Below are 17,588 nucleotides of genomic sequence, written 5' to 3' on the forward strand. Positions count from 1 at the left end.
AATCAATTCCTCAAGTTGTAACTTAGAAATGCTATATAACTTATAGGGTTATGGATTGTAGAAATGGCGTCAAACTGCCATACTACAACCACTATTTATAGTTTGAGGTAGAGCACGTGATTTCTGTTGGCATCGTTGGTGGAACTGGATATACAGGCGTTGAATTATTGCGTCTTTTATTAAGACATCCACAAGCCCAAGTACGTGTTTTAACATCTCGAACAGAAGCAGGAAAACGTGTTTCAGATATGTTCCCAAGTCTACGAGGACATACTGATCTTGAATTTTCTGATCTTGATTTGGATGCTCTCAAGCAATGTGATGTTGTATTCTTTGCGACACCGCACGGTGTAGCGATGCAACATGCCGAAGAATTGATTACTGCTGGTACAAAAGTGATTGACCTTGCCGCAGATTTTCGTTTACAGAATCTTACTGAATTTGAAAAATGGTATGGTATGCAGCATAGCTGCCCAAGTGTACTCGCTGATTCTGTTTATGGTTTAACTGAACTAAATCGTGAAAAAATTAGAACAGCTCAAGTGATTGGTAATCCTGGTTGCTACCCAACAACAGTACAGTTGGGTTTAGCTCCTTTACTAAAAGCTTCAGAAAAATTGATCAATTCACAAAGTATTATCATCGATGCAAAGTCTGGTGTTTCGGGCGCAGGTCGCAAAGCTAGTTTAGGCATGATTTACAGTGAAAATGCTGATAATTTTAAAGCTTATGGTGTCGCTGGACATCGTCATCATCCAGAAATTGTTGAAGCTTTAGAAAATATTTCAGGTGAAAAGGGGCAATTTAATCATCTTATTTTTGTTCCACATCTTGTACCGATGATTCGTGGTATGTTGAGTACAATTTATGTCGATTTAACTGAGCAAGCTCAGAATATAGATCTACAAGCATTGTATGAGCGTTTCTATGAGAATGAACGTTTTGTTGATGTAATGCCAGCAAATAGTTCGCCTGAAACACGTAGTGTGCGCGGTGCAAATGAGCTACGTATTGCTTTATATCAACCTCAACCAAATAAATTGATCGTATTAGTTGCGCAAGACAATTTAGTGAAAGGTGCAGCAGGTCAAGCGATTCAAAATATGAATTTAATGTTCAATTTTGATGAGGCTGCTGGTTTAGAAGGTATTGGTTTATTACCATAAAAAACGCTTTTTTACTTCACACACATTTAAATTTGGATTTAAATGTGTGCTTTGATGTAAATCATAACGATAGAGATGATGATGGAAAACGCTGAACCGACTACTTCACCAGAAAGTTCCGTTAAAAAAAATAAATTCCTCAAGACGAATTTGCCTTTAGTGATTGCTGCTACATTACTGATTGGTAGTAGTTTTATGTTGGGATATACTGTTGGGCATCGTCAAGGTTTGACTGTTGTTGGTTATGATGCCGATGCTGAACAACTTGTTGATGTTCTACAAAAGCAAAAAACCACTTTGGATTCTGTTAGTAAGAGTTTAAATTCTGCCGTTCAAGAGCGTGATATGGCGGTTAGTAATGCCGATGAGCTATTTAAAGGTATTAATCAAGCTAATACTGATAAAACTCAGTTTGAAAATATGAATGCCATTTATCGTGAAATTTTAAGACAACGTGGTGGTGTTAGCTTAACTGTACAAAATTTAGCGATTAAATCTTTACCCGAAAATGCTTTTGAATATCAATTAGACTTGGTTCAAGTAAACCCAAATAAACGCCGAGCTGTTGGTAGTGTTGAATTAAGGTTAATTAAAGATACAGAAGTTCTGGTTGTACCATTAGAAGATGCCAATTTTAATTTCGATGATTTTGAACGGTTGACTGGGCGCTGGACCATGCCTAAAGGTTTCACACCTCAGTTTATTGAGGTTCGTTTAGCTGGTTCACCTACACCAGTGATTAAACGCTTTAGTTGGCAACGTGGTCAACCTGTTGATGTGAGTTCTGCTTTTGTATCAGAAATTCCTCAAGCTGAAGCAAATGCTCAATAAAATTTAGTAAGAACTGGATATGCGAAGATATAAACGTCAAATGAATTTAAGTGAAGTGAAAAATGCCTTTCATCAATCTGGATATGTCGATTGGCACTTAAATCCACGTTTAAGTGACTCGCAAGAGGATCATGATGGCGAAGTCATTGTTCAGACAGCACCACCTGAATTAAAAAAACCGCCACTATACGCTGTTGTTTTACTGAATGATGATTACACACCGATGGATTTTGTTATTGAGGTACTACAAAGTTATTTTGGAATGAATCTTGATCAAGCAAGTCAGGTGATGTTGACAGTTCATTATGAAGGCAAAGGAACAGCAGGTATTTATCCGCGTGATATTGCAGAAACAAAAGCGAATCAAGTGAATAACATTGCCCGATCTCAAGGTCATCCATTATTGTGTCAGATCGAACCTGAGCAGCGTTAAAAAAAGCAACGCTTTTTAGCTGCGCAAGACGAGCAACTATGTTGCGAGTAAAAGCGTTAAGAAAAGCAACGCACTTGCGAAATTTCATTCCTCATGCGCAAGACCTTGCGCCATGATATGGCTCATATGCTGTGAGTGAAGACGTTAAGAAAAGCAACGCACTTCCGTAATTTCATTCCACATGTGCGAGACTTTGCGTTATGGTTGGCTCATATGTAGTGGGTAATAGTATTAAGAAAGCAAAGCTATCTTTCTTTTTGTGATTTAAGTGCTAAATCAATACATATATTTTTTTGTTCTAAAAATATGAATCAATATACTGACTATTTTTATATTCAACCTATACATGATTTGTTGGGCTTTAACTAAGATCATAGCATATTAAAATTTTTCATAGATTTAATACGCTTTCATAAATAAAGAATAGATTTGCTGTCTTTTTGAGCGATTAGACGAGTCTTATTCTCTTTGTAATCGAAATTTTACAACAATACTTTGTTTTCAATCTTGACCAAGATACTCAAGTAATGCTAACTGTAGATTATGAAGTAAAGTGTTATTGTAAACGTATACTAGATAACGCTTTATAGCCTCAGACAAACCAAGTTAATACCAGCTTTATTCTATATTATCTTTTTAGATAAAGCACAAAATATAAGGGGGTTACATGCTCAGTCGTCAATTAGAAGTATCGTTACGTTTGGCTGTTAGCATGGCTCGTCAAAAGAGACATGAGTTTCTGACAGTTGAGCACTTGTTGCTTGCTTTACTTGATAATGATTCAGCAGTCAATGCGTTAAAAGCATGTGGTGCTGATATCGTTACCTTGCGTAAAGAATTAGAGGAATATGTAGAGCAACATACCCCAAAACTTGGTGATAATAGTGAACAAGCACCTCATCCAACAGAGAGCTTTGATCGAATTTTACAACGTGCAATTTTCCACGTTCAATCGAGCGGTGGTGATCGTACGGTTGAAGGGGCAGATGTTTTAGTTGCAATGTATTCTGAGCGAGATTCGTTCGCGGTTTATTTACTTAAACGTCATCAAATTAACCGTTTAACTTTGACACAATATTTATCTCATGGAACACGTAAAGATGAGATTCAAGTTGAAGAAGAAGTTGAAGATATTGACGGTGAAAGCGCAGCTTCAGCAAATGCTGGGCCACTTGACCAATATACGCTTAACTTAAACATCGAAGCGCAAAAGGGCAAAACTGATCCTTTAATTGGACGTGAAAAAGAAATTGAGCGAGCGGCTCAGATTTTATGTCGTCGCCGTAAAAATAATCCGTTGCTTGTTGGTGATCCGGGTGTAGGTAAAACCTCAATTGCGGAAGGTTTAGCTTGGCTGATTGTCAACGGCAAGGCACCGAAACCACTTGCGAATGCTGAAGTTTATAGCTTAGACATTGGTGCTTTAGTTGCGGGGACTAAATATCGTGGTGACTTTGAAAAACGTTTAAAACAATTGTTGAATGCTTTGAAAAAGAATCCGAATGCGATTTTATTCATTGACGAAATTCATATGATCATTGGTGCAGGCTCAAGTATGGGCAGCACTATGGATGCATCGAATTTAATTAAGCCTGCATTAGCGAATGGTACTTTGCGTTGTATTGGTTCAACAACTTTCCAAGAGTATCGTCAAGTATTCGAGAAAGATCATGCCTTGTCTCGTCGTTTCCAAAAGATTGATGTGAATGAACCAAGTATAGGCGAAACGATTGAAATTTTACGTGGCTTGAAAAGCAAATTCGAAGATTTCCATCATGTTGAATACGATGATAAAGCTCTCGTCGCTGCTGTCGAGTTATCAGCTAAATTTATCAATGATCGTTTTTTACCAGATAAAGCGATTGACGTGATTGATGAGGCTGGTGCACAACGCCGTTTGAAAGCTGAAGTCGATGGTACAACCATCTCTGTTGAAAATATCGAGGACATTGTTTCTAAGATTGCGCGTATTCCACCGAAAACCGTATCTAAAGATGACAAGTCTGTACTTGAGAATCTGGAGCGTGATCTTAAACGTGTTGTATTTGGTCAAGATGAAGCGATTACAGCACTTGCATCAGCGATCAAATTATCTCGTGCAGGATTGAAAGCACCAGATAAACCAGTGGGAAGTTTTGTCTTTGCTGGCCCAACAGGTGTGGGTAAAACCGAGGTTACGAAACAACTGGCGAAATTGCTCGGTGTCGAATTGGTTCGTTTCGATATGTCTGAATATATGGAGCGCCATGCGGTTTCTCGCTTGATCGGTGCACCTCCAGGCTATGTTGGATATGATCAAGGTGGTTTGCTGACAGATGCGATTCATAAAAATCCGCATTGCGTACTGTTGCTTGATGAAATTGAAAAAGCACATCCTGATGTATTCAACTTGTTGTTACAAGTCATGGATCATGGTGCTTTAACAGATAATAACGGACGTAAGTCTGATTTTAGAAATGTGATCATTGTTCTTACGACCAACATCGGTGCAGAAAGTATTGTTCGCGCAAGTATTGGTTTCACTGAACAAGATCACAGCGCAGACAATCAGGATGCAATGAAACGTGCATTCTCGCCTGAATTCCGTAACCGTTTGGATGGTGTGATTCAATTTAAAGCACTTCCAACTACGATTATCGATTCAGTTGTAGATAAATTCTTAACTGAGTTGCAAGCGCAACTTGATGAGAAACAAGTGGTACTTGATGTTGATCAAAGCGCTCGTGATTGGTTGTCAGCTAATGGTTATGACCGTTTGATGGGTGCTCGTCCAATGCAACGTCTGATTCAAGAACATTTGAAAAAGCCGCTTGCTGAGATGATTTTATTTGGTGAGCTTGCTGAGCATGGTGGTAACGTTGCGGTTTCTGTGAAAACAGAAAATGGCAAAGACGTTGGTTTAAAATTGGAAGTATTTGAAGATCATATTAACCCGAGTGCTGAACCTGCTTAATGTTTGAACTGTCTTTCTCGATAACCCAAGTACTTAAAGTATTTGGGTTATTTTTCTTCACAGCAATAGCTGAAATCTTAGGTTGTTATTTTCCTTATTTAATTTTGAATCAAGGAAAATCGCATTGGTTATGGATTCCTACAGCTTTAAGCTTAGCAGTCTTTGTCTGGTTGCTGACTTTGCATCCTGCGGCATCAGGTCGTATTTATGCAGCCTATGGCGGGATTTATATTTTTACTGCCCTGATGTGGTTGCGTTATGTCGATCAAGTCATGCTAACGCGTTGGGATATTTCAGGTGGGATCATTGTTCTTTGCGGCGCTTGCCTAATTATTTTGCAGCCGCAAAGTTTGGTTCGTTAAACGGAAATCAGCACGGTGCGCCTTGTTGCCATGCTGATCTATAGCAACGAAAGCTTAACTTAATAAATAACTTTCATTGATTCCGCATTCTTTAACAAAATTTTCATCATGCGATACCAATATCACTGTACCATGAAAAGAATGAATGGCTTGGGCGAGTAACTCACGCGATTCAATATCGAGATGATTTTCTGGTTCATCCAAAAGTAATAGCTTAACAGTCTGTTGTTTCAAGGCAAGTAAAGCGACTTTTAAACGTTCGCCACCACTTAAATTGCTTAAAGAGCTCAGCGCCTTATCTCTACGGATTTGTAGGTTTCCTAAACGTGTACGTGCTTGTTGCTCAGTCAGATTTGGATCAATAGCACATAAATATTCAACAGCAGATATATTTTCATCGAGGAATGAAAGATTCTGATCCAGATAAATAGAACTTACTTTGCAATAAATTTCTCCAGCAAGCGGAGAAGTTAAACCTTGAATGGTTTTCAGTAAAGTGGATTTACCCGTACCATTTGCACCGCTTAAATGTAATTTATCTCCCGCTGTTATCGCTAGATCAATAGGTTTAGTTTCTACATAAGCAAGTTTTAATTGCTGGCAACGTAAGATTTCTCCTGATTTAACAGCGGTATGAGTAAACTCAAAAGATTGGGTTTTAAGATGCTCCAGTTGGGTTTGCTTCTGCTGTAATTCACCTTTTGCATCTGAAAGCTGTTTACTCTGTTGTTTGCGTAGGTGAGAAAGAGATTGTTCGGATTGTTCTTTCTTGGCATCTAATAAGATGGGTGCTTGAGAGCCAGAAGCCCTTATTTTTTCACCTACTTGTTTACGTTTTTGCGCTTTCATTTGGCTTTGATGTTGCTGCTCCTTGAGTTGTTTTAGCTCACGTTTCTCTTGTGATACAGCGTGTGATAATGCTTCGACTTGTGCTTGATACTGTTGTTGATACAGCGCGTAGTTACCACCGTAATAATGCATACCGAACTGATTGAGCATAAATATGCCTTGTATATGCGCTAAAAGCTGTCGGTCATGGCTAATGATGAGCCCACCTGTAGGATGTTGAACCATTTGATCGACTAACCATTGTCGCCCTTGGGCATCCAGATGATTGCTTGGTTCATCCAAAAGCAGATAGTGATCTTTCAATAGGAATAAACGACAAAGGGCAAGTTTGGTTTTTGGCCCTCACTCAAATTTTGAGTCGGGGTATCTAGTGCTGTAGGCAAGCCTGCACTTTCTAAAAGTTGCTGCCATTCTGTTGGTAAGTGCCAAAGATGTTCGACTAGATCGTAATCCGTAAATGATGCGCTCCCTTGTTGAATACGTTCAAAGCATAGATATAAATTGTCAATATCGAGGGCTTGAGCAATGGTATTGGCTTGGACTCGCTGGAGTTGAGCAAGATGTTGATGTGGGCATTGCCAAGAGATTTGACCTGTATAGGGCAGTTGTGATGCTGTTTGTTCGTGCAAAAGAGACATCAGTAGTGATTTCCCTTGACCATTACGTCCGATCAGTCCTGTAAACTGATGTAAAGGAATTTGGAAATTCAGATGGTCAAACAATTTCTGCTGGGTTAATTCGAGTGATAAGTGTGAAACAATACATGCCTGTTGAGTCATAAGAAACCTCATAAACAGGATATGCAAAATAGCAAGATCGAGATAAATTTTAGAATGACAATCGCTAAACGATAGATAAGTCTATTTTGCACATCAAAAAGAAAAAAGAACTTTGATGATGGAAATAGAACTTACTTCATTGGCGTAATCTCAATTGGTTTATTTTTCAACTATTCTATGGATGAAAACACGAAAGGTCAAATTTTACTATTTTGAAGTTTTGATTAAAAAAAGATAAAAAGTGCTTGTCAAATGCTGAAATAGTGCGTAATTTAAGGGTTAGGAACAGTTTTTTAGATATTTGAAATAAACATGTTAAAGCATACTGTAAACACAAACGCATACTTTTATTTTTGGCAATATATGTAGTTGCCTGATGCGTTTCGGGCAGCAAAAAAGGGTTGCCCAACCAGTTAATACCTGATCGGCAACACCGATCAGGTTTTTTTATGCTTTAACAATCATGATTTTAGGAGAAATACCATGCATACATTCAATTATTCATATTTTAGCAAGATTTCTTGGTTTTACTTTGCAAAAAAATCAACATCACTTAGATCACACTTGCTCAAATAAATGATAGGACTGCGAAGAAGGTCAGTCCAAAGGAATTGAAAAATGAATGCTTTAAATACTGCTTTGACACAACCACAAACACATACAAAAGAATCAATGCTTAGCTTGCCATCACAACTCAAAGCGCAGTATCCCTTGTCTGCCACTTTAGCGCAGCAAATTTCAAAACATCGTCAAACGATTCAGAATATTTTATCTGGACATGATCATCGCTTAATGGTGATTACTGGTCCTTGCTCGATTCATGATCCTATCGCAGTACTTGAATATGCTGATCGCCTACAACTATTACAAGAACAGGTTAAAGATCAAATATTCTTGGTGATGCGTGCATATATTGAAAAACCGCGTACCACGGTGGGTTGGAAAGGTTTCTTATATGATCCAAATTTAGATGGATCATCAGACTTACAACTCGGTTTAGAAAAGTCTCGTGCGCTATACTTACAACTTATCGAAAAAGGCTTGCCGATTGCCAGCGAAATTTTAAGTCCAATGGCAACAGGCTATTTTGATGATTTATTGGCTTGGGGTGCAATTGGTGCACGTACCAGTGAATCACAAATTCATCGTGAAATTTCTAGTCATATGCCGTATAGCATTGGTTTCAAAAACGGTACTGATGGTTCGATTCAAATTGCATTGGATGCGATTCAATCAGCACTGCATGGTCATCAATTCTTGGGGATGACTCAGCAAGGTTTGCCTGCGATTTTACATAGTGACGGTAATCCATTACCGCATTTAATTTTACGTGGTTCAAATCATGGCACTAATTATGACTTGGCTTCGATTCAAGCGATGCATTTCAAGCATAAGCAATTACCGGCATTGGTGATTGATTGTAGTCATGGTAATAGCGGTAAAGATCCATTATTACAACCTCAGGTTTTACAGCAAATAATTGCAGAGCGTGCTGAATCGAAAGTGCGTGGTGTAATGATTGAAAGTCATCTGGTTGATGGTAATCAAAAAATTTCCTGCGATATGACTTATGGCCAGTCGGTTACGGATGGTTGCCTAGGTTGGGATAAAACAGCACAAGTGTTGTTGGATGTTGCTGAACAAATGAGATTATAAAACGCATAAAAAGCCAATCATCTAGATTGGCTTTTTTGTTGATCTATTATTGATTAGGCTGCTTGAGTGGTTTGTTCCGCAAGAAAGCGTCCTATTTCTTTGCTAAATTTCCTTGGTTCTGTAATCAATGGTGTATGTCCAGAACGTTCAAAATAAATGGCTTTGGCATTCGATAGACTTTGGGCAACGAGCGTTTGTCCAGCTTCTGGATAGAGACTCGATGCACGTCCAATAAAGAATGTGGTTGGGCAATTCAATTGGCTAAGTGCTTGTCTATAATCTTCATCATGATTTAAATAATTTTCTACATACCAAAGCAAATAATCTAAACGTTGGATGGGTAATAAATATTTTTGTAACACTGGACGATTTAATGCAAGTCTAACCACTTTAGGGCTAAAATTATTGCTACCTTGAAACTCAATAAAATCGCTCCATAAACTTACAAGTTTATAACGGATATCATTTGGTAAATCTTCGAGTTTTGCCGCAAATTTATTTTTTAATAATAATGTTTGAATATCGAGTAGTAAATTTTTAAAACGTGATTGTTTTTGTCCAAACAACCCATATTGCCAAGAGTCATCTACAGAAATTTTAGGCGTTTGATCGATATGTAAATAGGCTTTGAGTTTTGACCCTAAATCACCATGTTTCATACCATGCATTGCAGTTGTTGCCCCCATGGAATAACCCATTAGGATAAATTGGTCTAATTTAAGTTGTTGAATAAGTGCATCTATATCATTCCAATGACTCGAAATGGCGTCAGTATTTGGTATAGCACATTCTTTTGAACCACCAAAACCACGCCAATCTGGAATAATAAATTCGTATTTTTTGCGACTCGCAAATAAAAAAGGAAGCCATTGCCAACTTTGCATACCTAGTCCTGAGAGTACGAGTACAGGTTCACCTTCACCCACACGACGTACAAATAATTTTTCTTGGTCAGGCATGGTATAAAACGGCATTATTTTTCTCCAATTTCGTTTGTTTGTTCAAACTTTTTAAGCTCAGGAATCATTTTTTCTAACCATCTTATCCATTCGATTTCTTTAATGATACCGAGTTCCAGAATCATTTTATGAATAAATAAGATACGATTAGTAGGTTCATTATTCTTAAAGTCTTTGTCATGGATTGTTTGATAAAGACTAAGTTTTTCTTTATGAAGCTCTAGATGTCGTTCAAGTTCAGGCAAAATATTATTGCCGCCAAGCTGTGCTTCTGCTCTTAATCTGACCATGAGATCATCACGGAGTTGAGCAGGTTCGCTTTGTTGTTCAATCCATGAAGCGAGTTGTATTCTTCCAAGTTGTTCAACTTGATAAGTTTTTTTACGGCTATTGGCAGCTTGTTCTTCTAATGTAGAAATCCATCCTTTTTTCAGCATTCCATTGAGTTCGCGGTAAATTTGCTGATGAGTCGCGTTCCAAAAGAAGCCCATTGAACGGTCAAAACGACGAGCTAAATCAAAACCTGTACTTGGTTTCTCTAATAAGCTTGTCAATAAAACATGGGCAAGTGACATGATGATCCGTAATAAAAAATGACTCATCAGAATTATGCAATATGTTGCATAAAAATCAAATCTTGTTTATAACTTTATGCAACAAGTTGCATTAGCAAGCAGATTGCTAGCCAAAGGAGAAAACATGTCAGCTTATCCACATTTATTACAACCACTTGACTTGGGTTTTACCACATTAAAGAACCGTGTGCTTATGGGCTCTATGCATATTGGTTTAGAGGAAGCGCCTCAAGGCTATGAACGTATGGCTGCATTTTATGCGGAACGTGCCAAAGGTGGTGTAAGTCTGATTGTAACTGGCGGTGTTTCTCCAAATGATGATGGTGTTGTATTTGCACATGGTACAAAATTAGATACAGTCGAAGAAGCTGAAAAACATAAAGTTGTTACTCAAGCTGTGCATGATGCTGGTGGTAAAATTGCGATGCAAATTTTGCATACAGGGCGTTATTCTTATCAAGCAAATAATGTTGCGCCATCAGCGATTCAAGCACCTATTAATCCGATTAAACCAAAAGCTCTCAGTTCAGCAGAAGTTCAGCAAACGATTGATGATTTTGCAAACTGTGCCAAGCTTGCACAATATGCAGGTTATGATGGCGTTGAAATCATGGGTTCAGAAGGTTACTTGATCAATGAATTCATTGCTGCTCGTACCAACCACCGTGATGACGAATGGGGCGGTAGTTATGAAAATCGTATCCGCTTTCCTATTGAAATCGTTAAACGTACTCGTGACTTAGTTGGCGAAAACTTTATTATTATTTATCGTTTATCGATGCTTGATTTAGTCGAAGGTGGTTCAAGTTTAGAAGAAGTTATTCAACTTGCTAAAGAAATTGAAAAAGCAGGTGCAACAATTATCAATACAGGGATTGGTTGGCACGAAGCGCGTATTCCAACGATTGCAACCAAAGTACCGCGTGCTGCATTTACATGGGTAACTGAAAAGCTAAAAGGCTCAGTTTCAATTCCGTTAATCACATCGAACCGTATCAATACACCTGAAATGGCTGAACATGTACTGGCTTCAGGTCATGCAGATATGATTTCGATGGCTCGCCCAATGTTGGCTGATGCAGATTTTGTATTGAAAGCGAGTGAAGGTCGTAGTGATGAAATCAATACGTGTATTGGTTGTAACCAAGCATGCTTAGATCATATTTTCTCGATGAAAATTGCTACTTGCTTAGTCAATCCACGTGCATGTTATGAAACTGAGCTGATTTTTAAAGAAACAAACGCTGTAAAAAATATTGCAGTAATTGGCGCAGGTCCAGCGGGTCTAAGTTTTGCAACATATGCAGCGAGTCGTGGCCATAAAGTTAAAGTGTTTGATTCAAATAATCAGATTGGTGGTCAGTTTAATATTGCTAAGACCATTCCTGGTAAAGAAGAGTTTTACGAAACTTTACGCTATTTCAAACGTCAGATTGAGTTACAGCCAAATATTGAGCTGGTACTTAATCATACCGTGACTTATGAAGAACTCAGCCAAGCGAATTATGATGAGATTGTTGTTGCAACAGGGGTAACACCGCGTCAATTACAATTTGAAGGTATTGATCATCCAAAAGTATTGAGCTACATCCAAGTATTAAAAGAGCGTGTTCCAGTCGGTAAGCGTGTTGCGATTATTGGTGCTGGTGGTATTGGCTTTGATACAGCGGAGTATTTAACCCATGAAGGTGATAGTGGTAGTTTGAATCCTGAAAAATTCTATGCGGAGTGGGGTATTGATACGAGCTATGCCCATGTAGGTGGTTTAAAGCAACCTGAGCTAGAGAAATCTGAACGTGAGATTTACTTGTTACAACGTAAAACAGCAGCTGTTGGTGCTGGATTAGGTAAAACGACAGGTTGGATTCATCGTACAGGCTTAAAACATCGCGATGTGAAAATGATTGCTGGTGCAAGTTACGACAAAGTGGATGATCAAGGTTTACATATTACTGTAGATGGTCAGACCACAGTTTTAGACGTTGATAATGTTGTGATTTGTGCTGGTCAAGAATCATATACAGCAATGTTCGATCAACTCAAAGCAGATGGTAAGAATGTTCACTTGATCGGTGGTGCGAAGGAAGCTGGTGAATTAGACGCTAAACGTGCGATTCGTCAAGGTGCTGAGTTAGCAGCAGTTCTATAAGTAAAAGATGAGACATTCTCTATGTTAGGAGAATGTCTCAAACTTCATTAGCTAAAATATAAGGAAATTACAATGACAATCGAAACAACTAAGCAAGCGCTAGAAAAATGGCATCAGATGATCAAAACAGGTGACCTTTCAAATTTAAATGAGTTATTAGCTGACGATGTGGTATTTCGTTCACCTGTTGCTTTTAAGCCTTATGAGGGAAAACATGTGGTTTTCTTCATTTTAACGAATGTGATTCAGGTGTTTGAAAACTTTACTTATCACCGTGAGTTCTACACTGAAGATGGTGAAAATGTTGTGTTGGAATTCAGTGCTAATGTAAGTGGAAAATCGCTTAAAGGTATTGATATGGTTCGTTTTAATGCACAGGGAAAAATCATTGATTTTGAAGTGATGATTCGTCCAATGAGTGGTTTGGCTGCTTTAGCAGAAAAAATGGGTGCGCGATTTGCTCAATATCAACCAAACCCATCTCAGTAAAATAGCCTAAGTAGTATTGAGATCATTAATATGTGGTTAAAACTTTCAACTTTTGCATTATTACCTGTACTTGTAATACAGGGGGTGAAGGTTCGTAAAAACACACCACGACTTTTAGAAGCGAGTGGTGATCGTGATGGTCTTATTGGACAAGGACAGCCACTCTCTTTACTGATTTTAGGTGATTCAGCAGCAGCTGGGGTTGGTGTTGAGACGCAGCAAGATGCTTTATCTGGTGCGATTATTTCAGAATTAAACAAGGAATATTTGTTGCACTGGAAATTGCATGCAAAAACTGGTGATACAACAAAACAAGTTTATCAAGCGATCCAGCAATTAGAACCCAAAAAATATGATGTCGTCGTTACGTCAGTTGGTGTTAATGATGTGACTAAATTAATTTCAGCTAAAACCTGGATAAAACAACAAAAACAATTATTTACTCAAATACAAAATCATTTTCAGCCAAAATTGATTATTGTGTCTGGAGTCCCGCCAATGCAGCATTTTCCTGCATTACCCAATCCATTAGCATGGTTATTTGGGCAATATGCAGAACAAATGAATCAAACATTAAAACAGTGGTTAGCCCCACAGCCACAATTTAGATTTATTGAATACGATATTAAAAATTTTCAGACGATGAATTTATCCATGGCAAGTGATGGTTTTCATCCAAGTAAAGAAATCTATGCTATTTGGGGGCAACAGGTCGCGACATTGGTGCGACAAACATTTACTCGTGGTTAGATAGAGGTTTTTATTGAATATGGGTATATCTGCTTTAGACAAAATTAAAGTGTTAGGCTCTGAGCTGCTTGATTCTGTACTTGGTGCTGAGCAACCTAAAATGTATTATGACCCGAAAGGGAAAATTAAAGATGTTTTGGAAAAATTACCTCAGTTAAAGGAAAAGTATCGCCCAACACCGTGGTTGAGTAATACCCATGTCCATCTTCTATATTTTGATGTGATTAAAAAGAAAACGATCAAGCTTGAGTATGATGGTATTGATCAGCTTACGATGCAAGATGGTGGAGTAACAGCGATTGCATGGTATGGCTATGATCTTCCGCCAGAAACGCCAACTATTGTGATCATGCATACGATTACAGGTACGCCAGAAAGTATGCGTGAACTTGTTAAAGACTTACATGCATATACGGGTTGGCGGATTGCACTTTGTTTACGCCGTGGACATGCAGGTTTACCTATGCCAGTACCTCGTATTTCTCTTTTTGGTTTGACTGACGATTTACGAGAGCAACTGAACCATATTCAAACTCTTTTTCCAGAATCCGATTTATATGCAGTAGGTTCGTCAGCAGGAACAGGACTTTTAGTGCGTTATCTTGGCGAGCAAGGCCTCGACACACCATTTAAAGCAGCTTTTGCAATGTGTCCAGGTTATAACACTGAAATTGGCTTTAAAAATGTACATCCTTTTTATAGCAAAATGATGACTAAAAAATTATTCAAATACTTTATTTACCCTTATGAAAATACCTGGAATCAGGTTGCTTCGCTGAAAAAGGTATTAGCAACAACAAACTTAGAAGCCTTTGAGAAAGAATATTTCGAGATGGTAGGTTTTGACGATTATCAAAGTTACTGTAAAGCAATTAATCCAATTTATGTATTGGAGAATATTAAAATTCCATTGATGGTGCTGAATGCAGAAGATGATCCTGTTTGTTCAATTAAAAATTTAGAGCCTTATAAAGAGGTTATTCAGCAAATGGAAAATATTGCTGTAGTTACCACAAAAAAAGGAAGCCACTGTGGTTTTTATGAAAGTTTAGAAGTGAAATCGTGGGCATCACGACTGATGGCAGACTTTTTTAAACACTATTCCTAAGTTCTAAGCTATAAAAAACCACGAGTCGCTCTATAACGACTCATGGCTTTTTGAGAATTAAATAAATTAATTATTTAATGCAGGTGTTGCTGCTGCAATCGCTGCCGCAACTGCATCGTCTTCAGTTTGTGCTGGAGCTGGTTTGACTGCTTTAGATTGTTCAACTTTCGCTGGTTTCTGTTCAGTTTGCGCAGGTTTTGGTTGTTCAGCTTGTGCCGTTGTTGTCTCTTCTGCTGTTTGAGCTGGGCGAGTTTCACGACGAATTTCTGTAGTTGTATTTGGTGTTTCTTCTCTACTCATCTCAATCACTGGAGCTGGCGTTGCTGGTTTATCTACGCTTTCCAAAGGCTGAAATTCTTGGTTTTGTTGTGGTTGAGATGCTGCTTGAGTCGTTTGTTCTTCAGAAGTTTGTTCTGATTGTTCTTCATTTTTTGGCTCTTCTTTTTTGACACAAGCAGTCAGTAATAGACCAGTTGCAAGCGCAGCACAAATTAAAAGTTTTTTATTCGCCATTGTTAAAGCTACATATTGAATGAAAGATGCCAGTGATTATACCAGTAAAATTAAATGAAAAAATCCCTAGGATTTATTGAGTTTGTTGATATTTTATAAATGCTTGCATCAGCGTATCTGTTGAAATTGCGATATGGTCAAAATCTTCGAGTGAATTTATTTCTGATCCAAAGTTGTTTTTAAACATTAAACGTAATTTATGGATGAAATATCCACAAATCCCATAAATTTTTATCGAAAATGCTGATAGAATAGTCAGTTGTTTATAGTTCTTTGAATTGATGCGGTTTGACTTTGCTTTATAGGGGCAGAGTACAGTAAAATTGCCCAACATTGTAGGCCGATTTCGGCTCGATTGTACGAGAAACTCAATGACCCATTTTATTTTTGTCACTGGTGGTGTGGTTTCATCACTAGGTAAAGGTATTTCTGCTGCTTCAGTTGCTGCACTTTTGGAAGCTCGTGGCTTGAAAGTCACTATGGTAAAAATGGATCCATACATTAATGTCGACCCAGGTACCATGAGCCCATTTCAGCACGGTGAAGTTTTCGTCACAGAGGATGGTGCTGAAACTGACTTAGATTTGGGATATTACGAACGTTTCTTACGTCGTGCGAAAATGACCAAACTGAATAACTTTACCAGTGGTCGTGTCTATCAGGACGTTTTGAATAAAGAACGTCGTGGTGATTACTTAGGTGGCACGGTTCAAGTTATTCCACATATTACAGATAATATTAAAGAACGTGTACTTCGCGCAGGTGAAGGTTACGACGTTGCGATCGTTGAGATTGGTGGTACAGTTGGTGATATCGAATCACTTCCTTTTATGGAATCAGTACGTCAGTTGATGGTAGAGCTTGGTCATAAACGTACCATGTTGATGCACTTGACATTATTGCCATATATCAAATCTGCTGCTGAACTTAAAACTAAGCCAACTCAACATTCAGTTAAAGAACTTCTTTCGATCGGTATCCAGCCAGATATCTTAATCTGCCGTACTGAATATGATGTCGATGTTGATACTAAACGTAAAATTGCATTGTTCACCAATGTTGAAGCGCGTGCCGTTGTCGTCTGTAAAGATGCAAAAACAATTTATCAAATTCCACGTACATTCTACGAACAAAATGTTGACGATTTGATCTGTGAGCGTTTTGGTTACAACGATCTTCCAGAAGCAAATCTTGAAGATTGGGATAATGTGGTAGAAGCATTATTGAACCCTGAATACACAGTTCGTGTTGCGATGGTCGGTAAATATGTTGAATTACCAGATGCTTATAAATCTGTAAATGAAGCACTTTTACATGCAGGTATTCAAAATCGCGTTAAAGTTCAGATTGACTATGTCAATGCTGAAGACCTTGAACAGCAAGATATGAGTATTTTGAGCACTGCTGATGCGATTTTAGTACCAGGTGGTTTCGGTGAGCGTGGTACTGAAGGCAAAATGAAAGCCATTCAATACGCACGTGAAAACAAGATTCCATTCCTTGGTATTTGTTTAGGTATGCAGTTAGCTGTGATTGAGTATGCACGCAATGTTGCAGGTATGCCTGAAGCGAGTTCAACTGAATTTAATCGCTCAACTAAGTATCCACTCATTGGTTTAATCACTGAATGGTTAGATGAACGTGGTGAATTACAGCAACGCAGTCTTGAGTCAGATCTTGGCGGTACGATGCGTTTGGGCGCACAAAAGTCTGAATTGGTTGAAGGCACAAAAACGCGTGCAGTCTATGGTAAAGCTGAAATTACAGAGCGTCACCGTCATCGCTATGAAATGAATGATCGTTTCATTCCTACACTTGAACAAGCGGGCATGAAAATTTCAGGTTATTCATCAGTACAACATTTAGTTGAAACTGTAGAAATTCCTGAACATCCTTGGTTTATTGCTGTACAATTCCACCCAGAATTTACAAGCTCGCCACGTGATGGTCATCCATTATTTGCTGGTTTCATTGAAGCTGCAAAAAAACAGCATCAAAAGTAAGTACTAAGTTTTA

General features: G+C 38.3%; 14 protein-coding genes and 2 pseudogenes. 12 read left to right on the top strand and 4 right to left on the bottom strand.

What is annotated here, in order from left to right:
* Positions 1–116 precede the first annotated feature (116 nt).
* The 6 genes and pseudogenes from argC to O1449_RS07300 all read left to right on the top strand — a co-directional run bounded on the left by argC (position 117) and on the right by O1449_RS07300 (position 5,745).
* Positions 117–1,166, top strand: coding sequence for an N-acetyl-gamma-glutamyl-phosphate reductase (gene argC / locus O1449_RS07275; RefSeq protein WP_269239587.1), 1,050 nt, complete (start codon positions 117–119; stop codon positions 1,164–1,166).
* 81 nt (positions 1,167–1,247) lie between these two features.
* A complete protein-coding gene (locus tag O1449_RS07280) occupies positions 1,248–1,997 on the top strand; it encodes a DUF6776 family protein (protein WP_442865336.1) in 750 nt (249 codons plus the stop codon).
* Between the two features lie 19 nt (positions 1,998–2,016).
* Complete coding sequence (clpS, locus tag O1449_RS07285) at positions 2,017–2,430, top strand: ATP-dependent Clp protease adapter ClpS (RefSeq protein ID WP_269228059.1); 414 nt, start codon at positions 2,017–2,019, stop codon at positions 2,428–2,430.
* Between the two features lie 467 nt (positions 2,431–2,897).
* Positions 2,898–2,984: pseudogene (locus O1449_RS07290) on the top strand (ATP-dependent Clp protease adapter ClpS); the annotation flags it as partial.
* Positions 2,985–3,097: 113 nt separating this feature from the next.
* Positions 3,098–5,383 (top strand): ATP-dependent Clp protease ATP-binding subunit ClpA, encoded by a 2,286-nt coding sequence (gene clpA, locus O1449_RS07295; RefSeq protein ID WP_269239589.1) that lies wholly within the window; start codon positions 3,098–3,100, stop codon positions 5,381–5,383.
* Positions 5,383–5,745, top strand: coding sequence for a YnfA family protein (locus tag O1449_RS07300; protein WP_269239590.1), 363 nt, complete (start codon positions 5,383–5,385; stop codon positions 5,743–5,745). Before clpA ends, O1449_RS07300 begins: the two co-directional genes overlap by 1 nt.
* A gap of 54 nt (positions 5,746–5,799) precedes the next feature.
* On the opposite strand, the pseudogene O1449_RS07305 reads toward O1449_RS07300, so the two are convergent.
* Positions 5,800–7,373: pseudogene (locus O1449_RS07305) on the bottom strand (ATP-binding cassette domain-containing protein).
* 618 nt (positions 7,374–7,991) lie between these two features.
* Between O1449_RS07305 and O1449_RS07310 the strand changes: the two are divergent.
* Positions 7,992–9,029, top strand: coding sequence for a 3-deoxy-7-phosphoheptulonate synthase (locus tag O1449_RS07310; protein WP_269239591.1), 1,038 nt, complete (start codon positions 7,992–7,994; stop codon positions 9,027–9,029).
* A 53-nt stretch (positions 9,030–9,082) separates the two neighbouring features.
* Here the strand turns inward: O1449_RS07310 and O1449_RS07315 are convergent, their stop codons facing one another.
* Together O1449_RS07315 and O1449_RS07320 are read right to left on the bottom strand one after the other, a co-directional pair.
* The gene (locus O1449_RS07315) at positions 9,083–10,003 is read right to left on the bottom strand and encodes an alpha/beta fold hydrolase (RefSeq protein WP_269239592.1); all 921 of its coding nucleotides are present in this window, start codon (positions 10,001–10,003) and stop codon (positions 9,083–9,085) included.
* Complete coding sequence (locus O1449_RS07320) at positions 10,003–10,563, bottom strand: PadR family transcriptional regulator (RefSeq protein ID WP_269230445.1); 561 nt, start codon at positions 10,561–10,563, stop codon at positions 10,003–10,005. Before O1449_RS07320 ends, O1449_RS07315 begins: the two co-directional genes overlap by 1 nt.
* Before the next feature lie 124 nt (positions 10,564–10,687).
* Here O1449_RS07320 and O1449_RS07325 point away from each other — a divergent pair, with 124 nt between their 5' ends.
* From O1449_RS07325 to O1449_RS07340, 4 genes are all read left to right on the top strand, one after another.
* A complete protein-coding gene (locus O1449_RS07325; RefSeq protein WP_269239593.1) occupies positions 10,688–12,712 on the top strand; it encodes an NADPH-dependent 2,4-dienoyl-CoA reductase in 2,025 nt (674 codons plus the stop codon).
* Positions 12,713–12,784: 72 nt separating this feature from the next.
* On the top strand, positions 12,785–13,201 hold the full coding sequence (locus O1449_RS07330; protein ID WP_269228052.1) for a nuclear transport factor 2 family protein: 417 nt from the start codon (positions 12,785–12,787) through the stop codon (positions 13,199–13,201).
* A 30-nt stretch (positions 13,202–13,231) separates the two neighbouring features.
* The gene (locus O1449_RS07335) at positions 13,232–13,951 is read left to right on the top strand and encodes an SGNH/GDSL hydrolase family protein (RefSeq protein WP_269228051.1); all 720 of its coding nucleotides are present in this window, start codon (positions 13,232–13,234) and stop codon (positions 13,949–13,951) included.
* Positions 13,952–13,970: 19 nt separating this feature from the next.
* Positions 13,971–15,059, top strand: coding sequence for a YheT family hydrolase (locus tag O1449_RS07340; protein ID WP_269230444.1), 1,089 nt, complete (start codon positions 13,971–13,973; stop codon positions 15,057–15,059).
* 66 nt (positions 15,060–15,125) lie between these two features.
* On the opposite strand, the gene O1449_RS07345 is transcribed toward O1449_RS07340, so the two are convergent.
* Entirely contained in the window at positions 15,126–15,572 is a 447-nt protein-coding gene (locus O1449_RS07345) for an internalin (RefSeq protein ID WP_269239594.1), read from the bottom strand.
* Positions 15,573–15,943: 371 nt separating this feature from the next.
* Between O1449_RS07345 and O1449_RS07350 the strand changes: the two genes are divergently transcribed.
* Positions 15,944–17,575, top strand: coding sequence for a CTP synthase (locus O1449_RS07350; RefSeq protein WP_005216362.1), 1,632 nt, complete (start codon positions 15,944–15,946; stop codon positions 17,573–17,575).
* The last annotated feature ends 13 nt before the right edge of the window (positions 17,576–17,588 follow it).

Source organism: Acinetobacter sp. TR3, assembly GCF_027105055.1.
Classification (GTDB): Bacteria; Pseudomonadota; Gammaproteobacteria; order Pseudomonadales; family Moraxellaceae; genus Acinetobacter.

Bases quoted from the DNA above. Each gene is read 5' to 3' on its own strand.
- O1449_RS07280 (WP_442865336.1), top strand. From the start codon at position 1,248: ATGGAAAACGCTGAACCGACTACTTCACCAGAAAGTTCCGTTAAAAAA.
- clpS (WP_269228059.1), top strand. From the start codon at position 2,017: ATGCGAAGATATAAACGTCAAATGAATTTAAGTGAAGTGAAAAATGCC.
- clpA (WP_269239589.1), top strand. From the start codon at position 3,098: ATGCTCAGTCGTCAATTAGAAGTATCGTTACGTTTGGCTGTTAGCATG.
- O1449_RS07300 (WP_269239590.1), top strand. From the start codon at position 5,383: ATGTTTGAACTGTCTTTCTCGATAACCCAAGTACTTAAAGTATTTGGG.
- O1449_RS07310 (WP_269239591.1), top strand. From the start codon at position 7,992: ATGAATGCTTTAAATACTGCTTTGACACAACCACAAACACATACAAAA.
- O1449_RS07315 (WP_269239592.1), bottom strand. From the start codon at position 10,003: ATGCCGTTTTATACCATGCCTGACCAAGAAAAATTATTTGTACGTCGT.
- O1449_RS07320 (WP_269230445.1), bottom strand. From the start codon at position 10,563: ATGTCACTTGCCCATGTTTTATTGACAAGCTTATTAGAGAAACCAAGT.
- O1449_RS07325 (WP_269239593.1), top strand. From the start codon at position 10,688: ATGTCAGCTTATCCACATTTATTACAACCACTTGACTTGGGTTTTACC.
- O1449_RS07330 (WP_269228052.1), top strand. From the start codon at position 12,785: ATGACAATCGAAACAACTAAGCAAGCGCTAGAAAAATGGCATCAGATG.
- O1449_RS07335 (WP_269228051.1), top strand. From the start codon at position 13,232: ATGTGGTTAAAACTTTCAACTTTTGCATTATTACCTGTACTTGTAATA.
- O1449_RS07340 (WP_269230444.1), top strand. From the start codon at position 13,971: ATGGGTATATCTGCTTTAGACAAAATTAAAGTGTTAGGCTCTGAGCTG.
- O1449_RS07345 (WP_269239594.1), bottom strand. From the start codon at position 15,572: ATGGCGAATAAAAAACTTTTAATTTGTGCTGCGCTTGCAACTGGTCTA.
- O1449_RS07350 (WP_005216362.1), top strand. From the start codon at position 15,944: ATGACCCATTTTATTTTTGTCACTGGTGGTGTGGTTTCATCACTAGGT.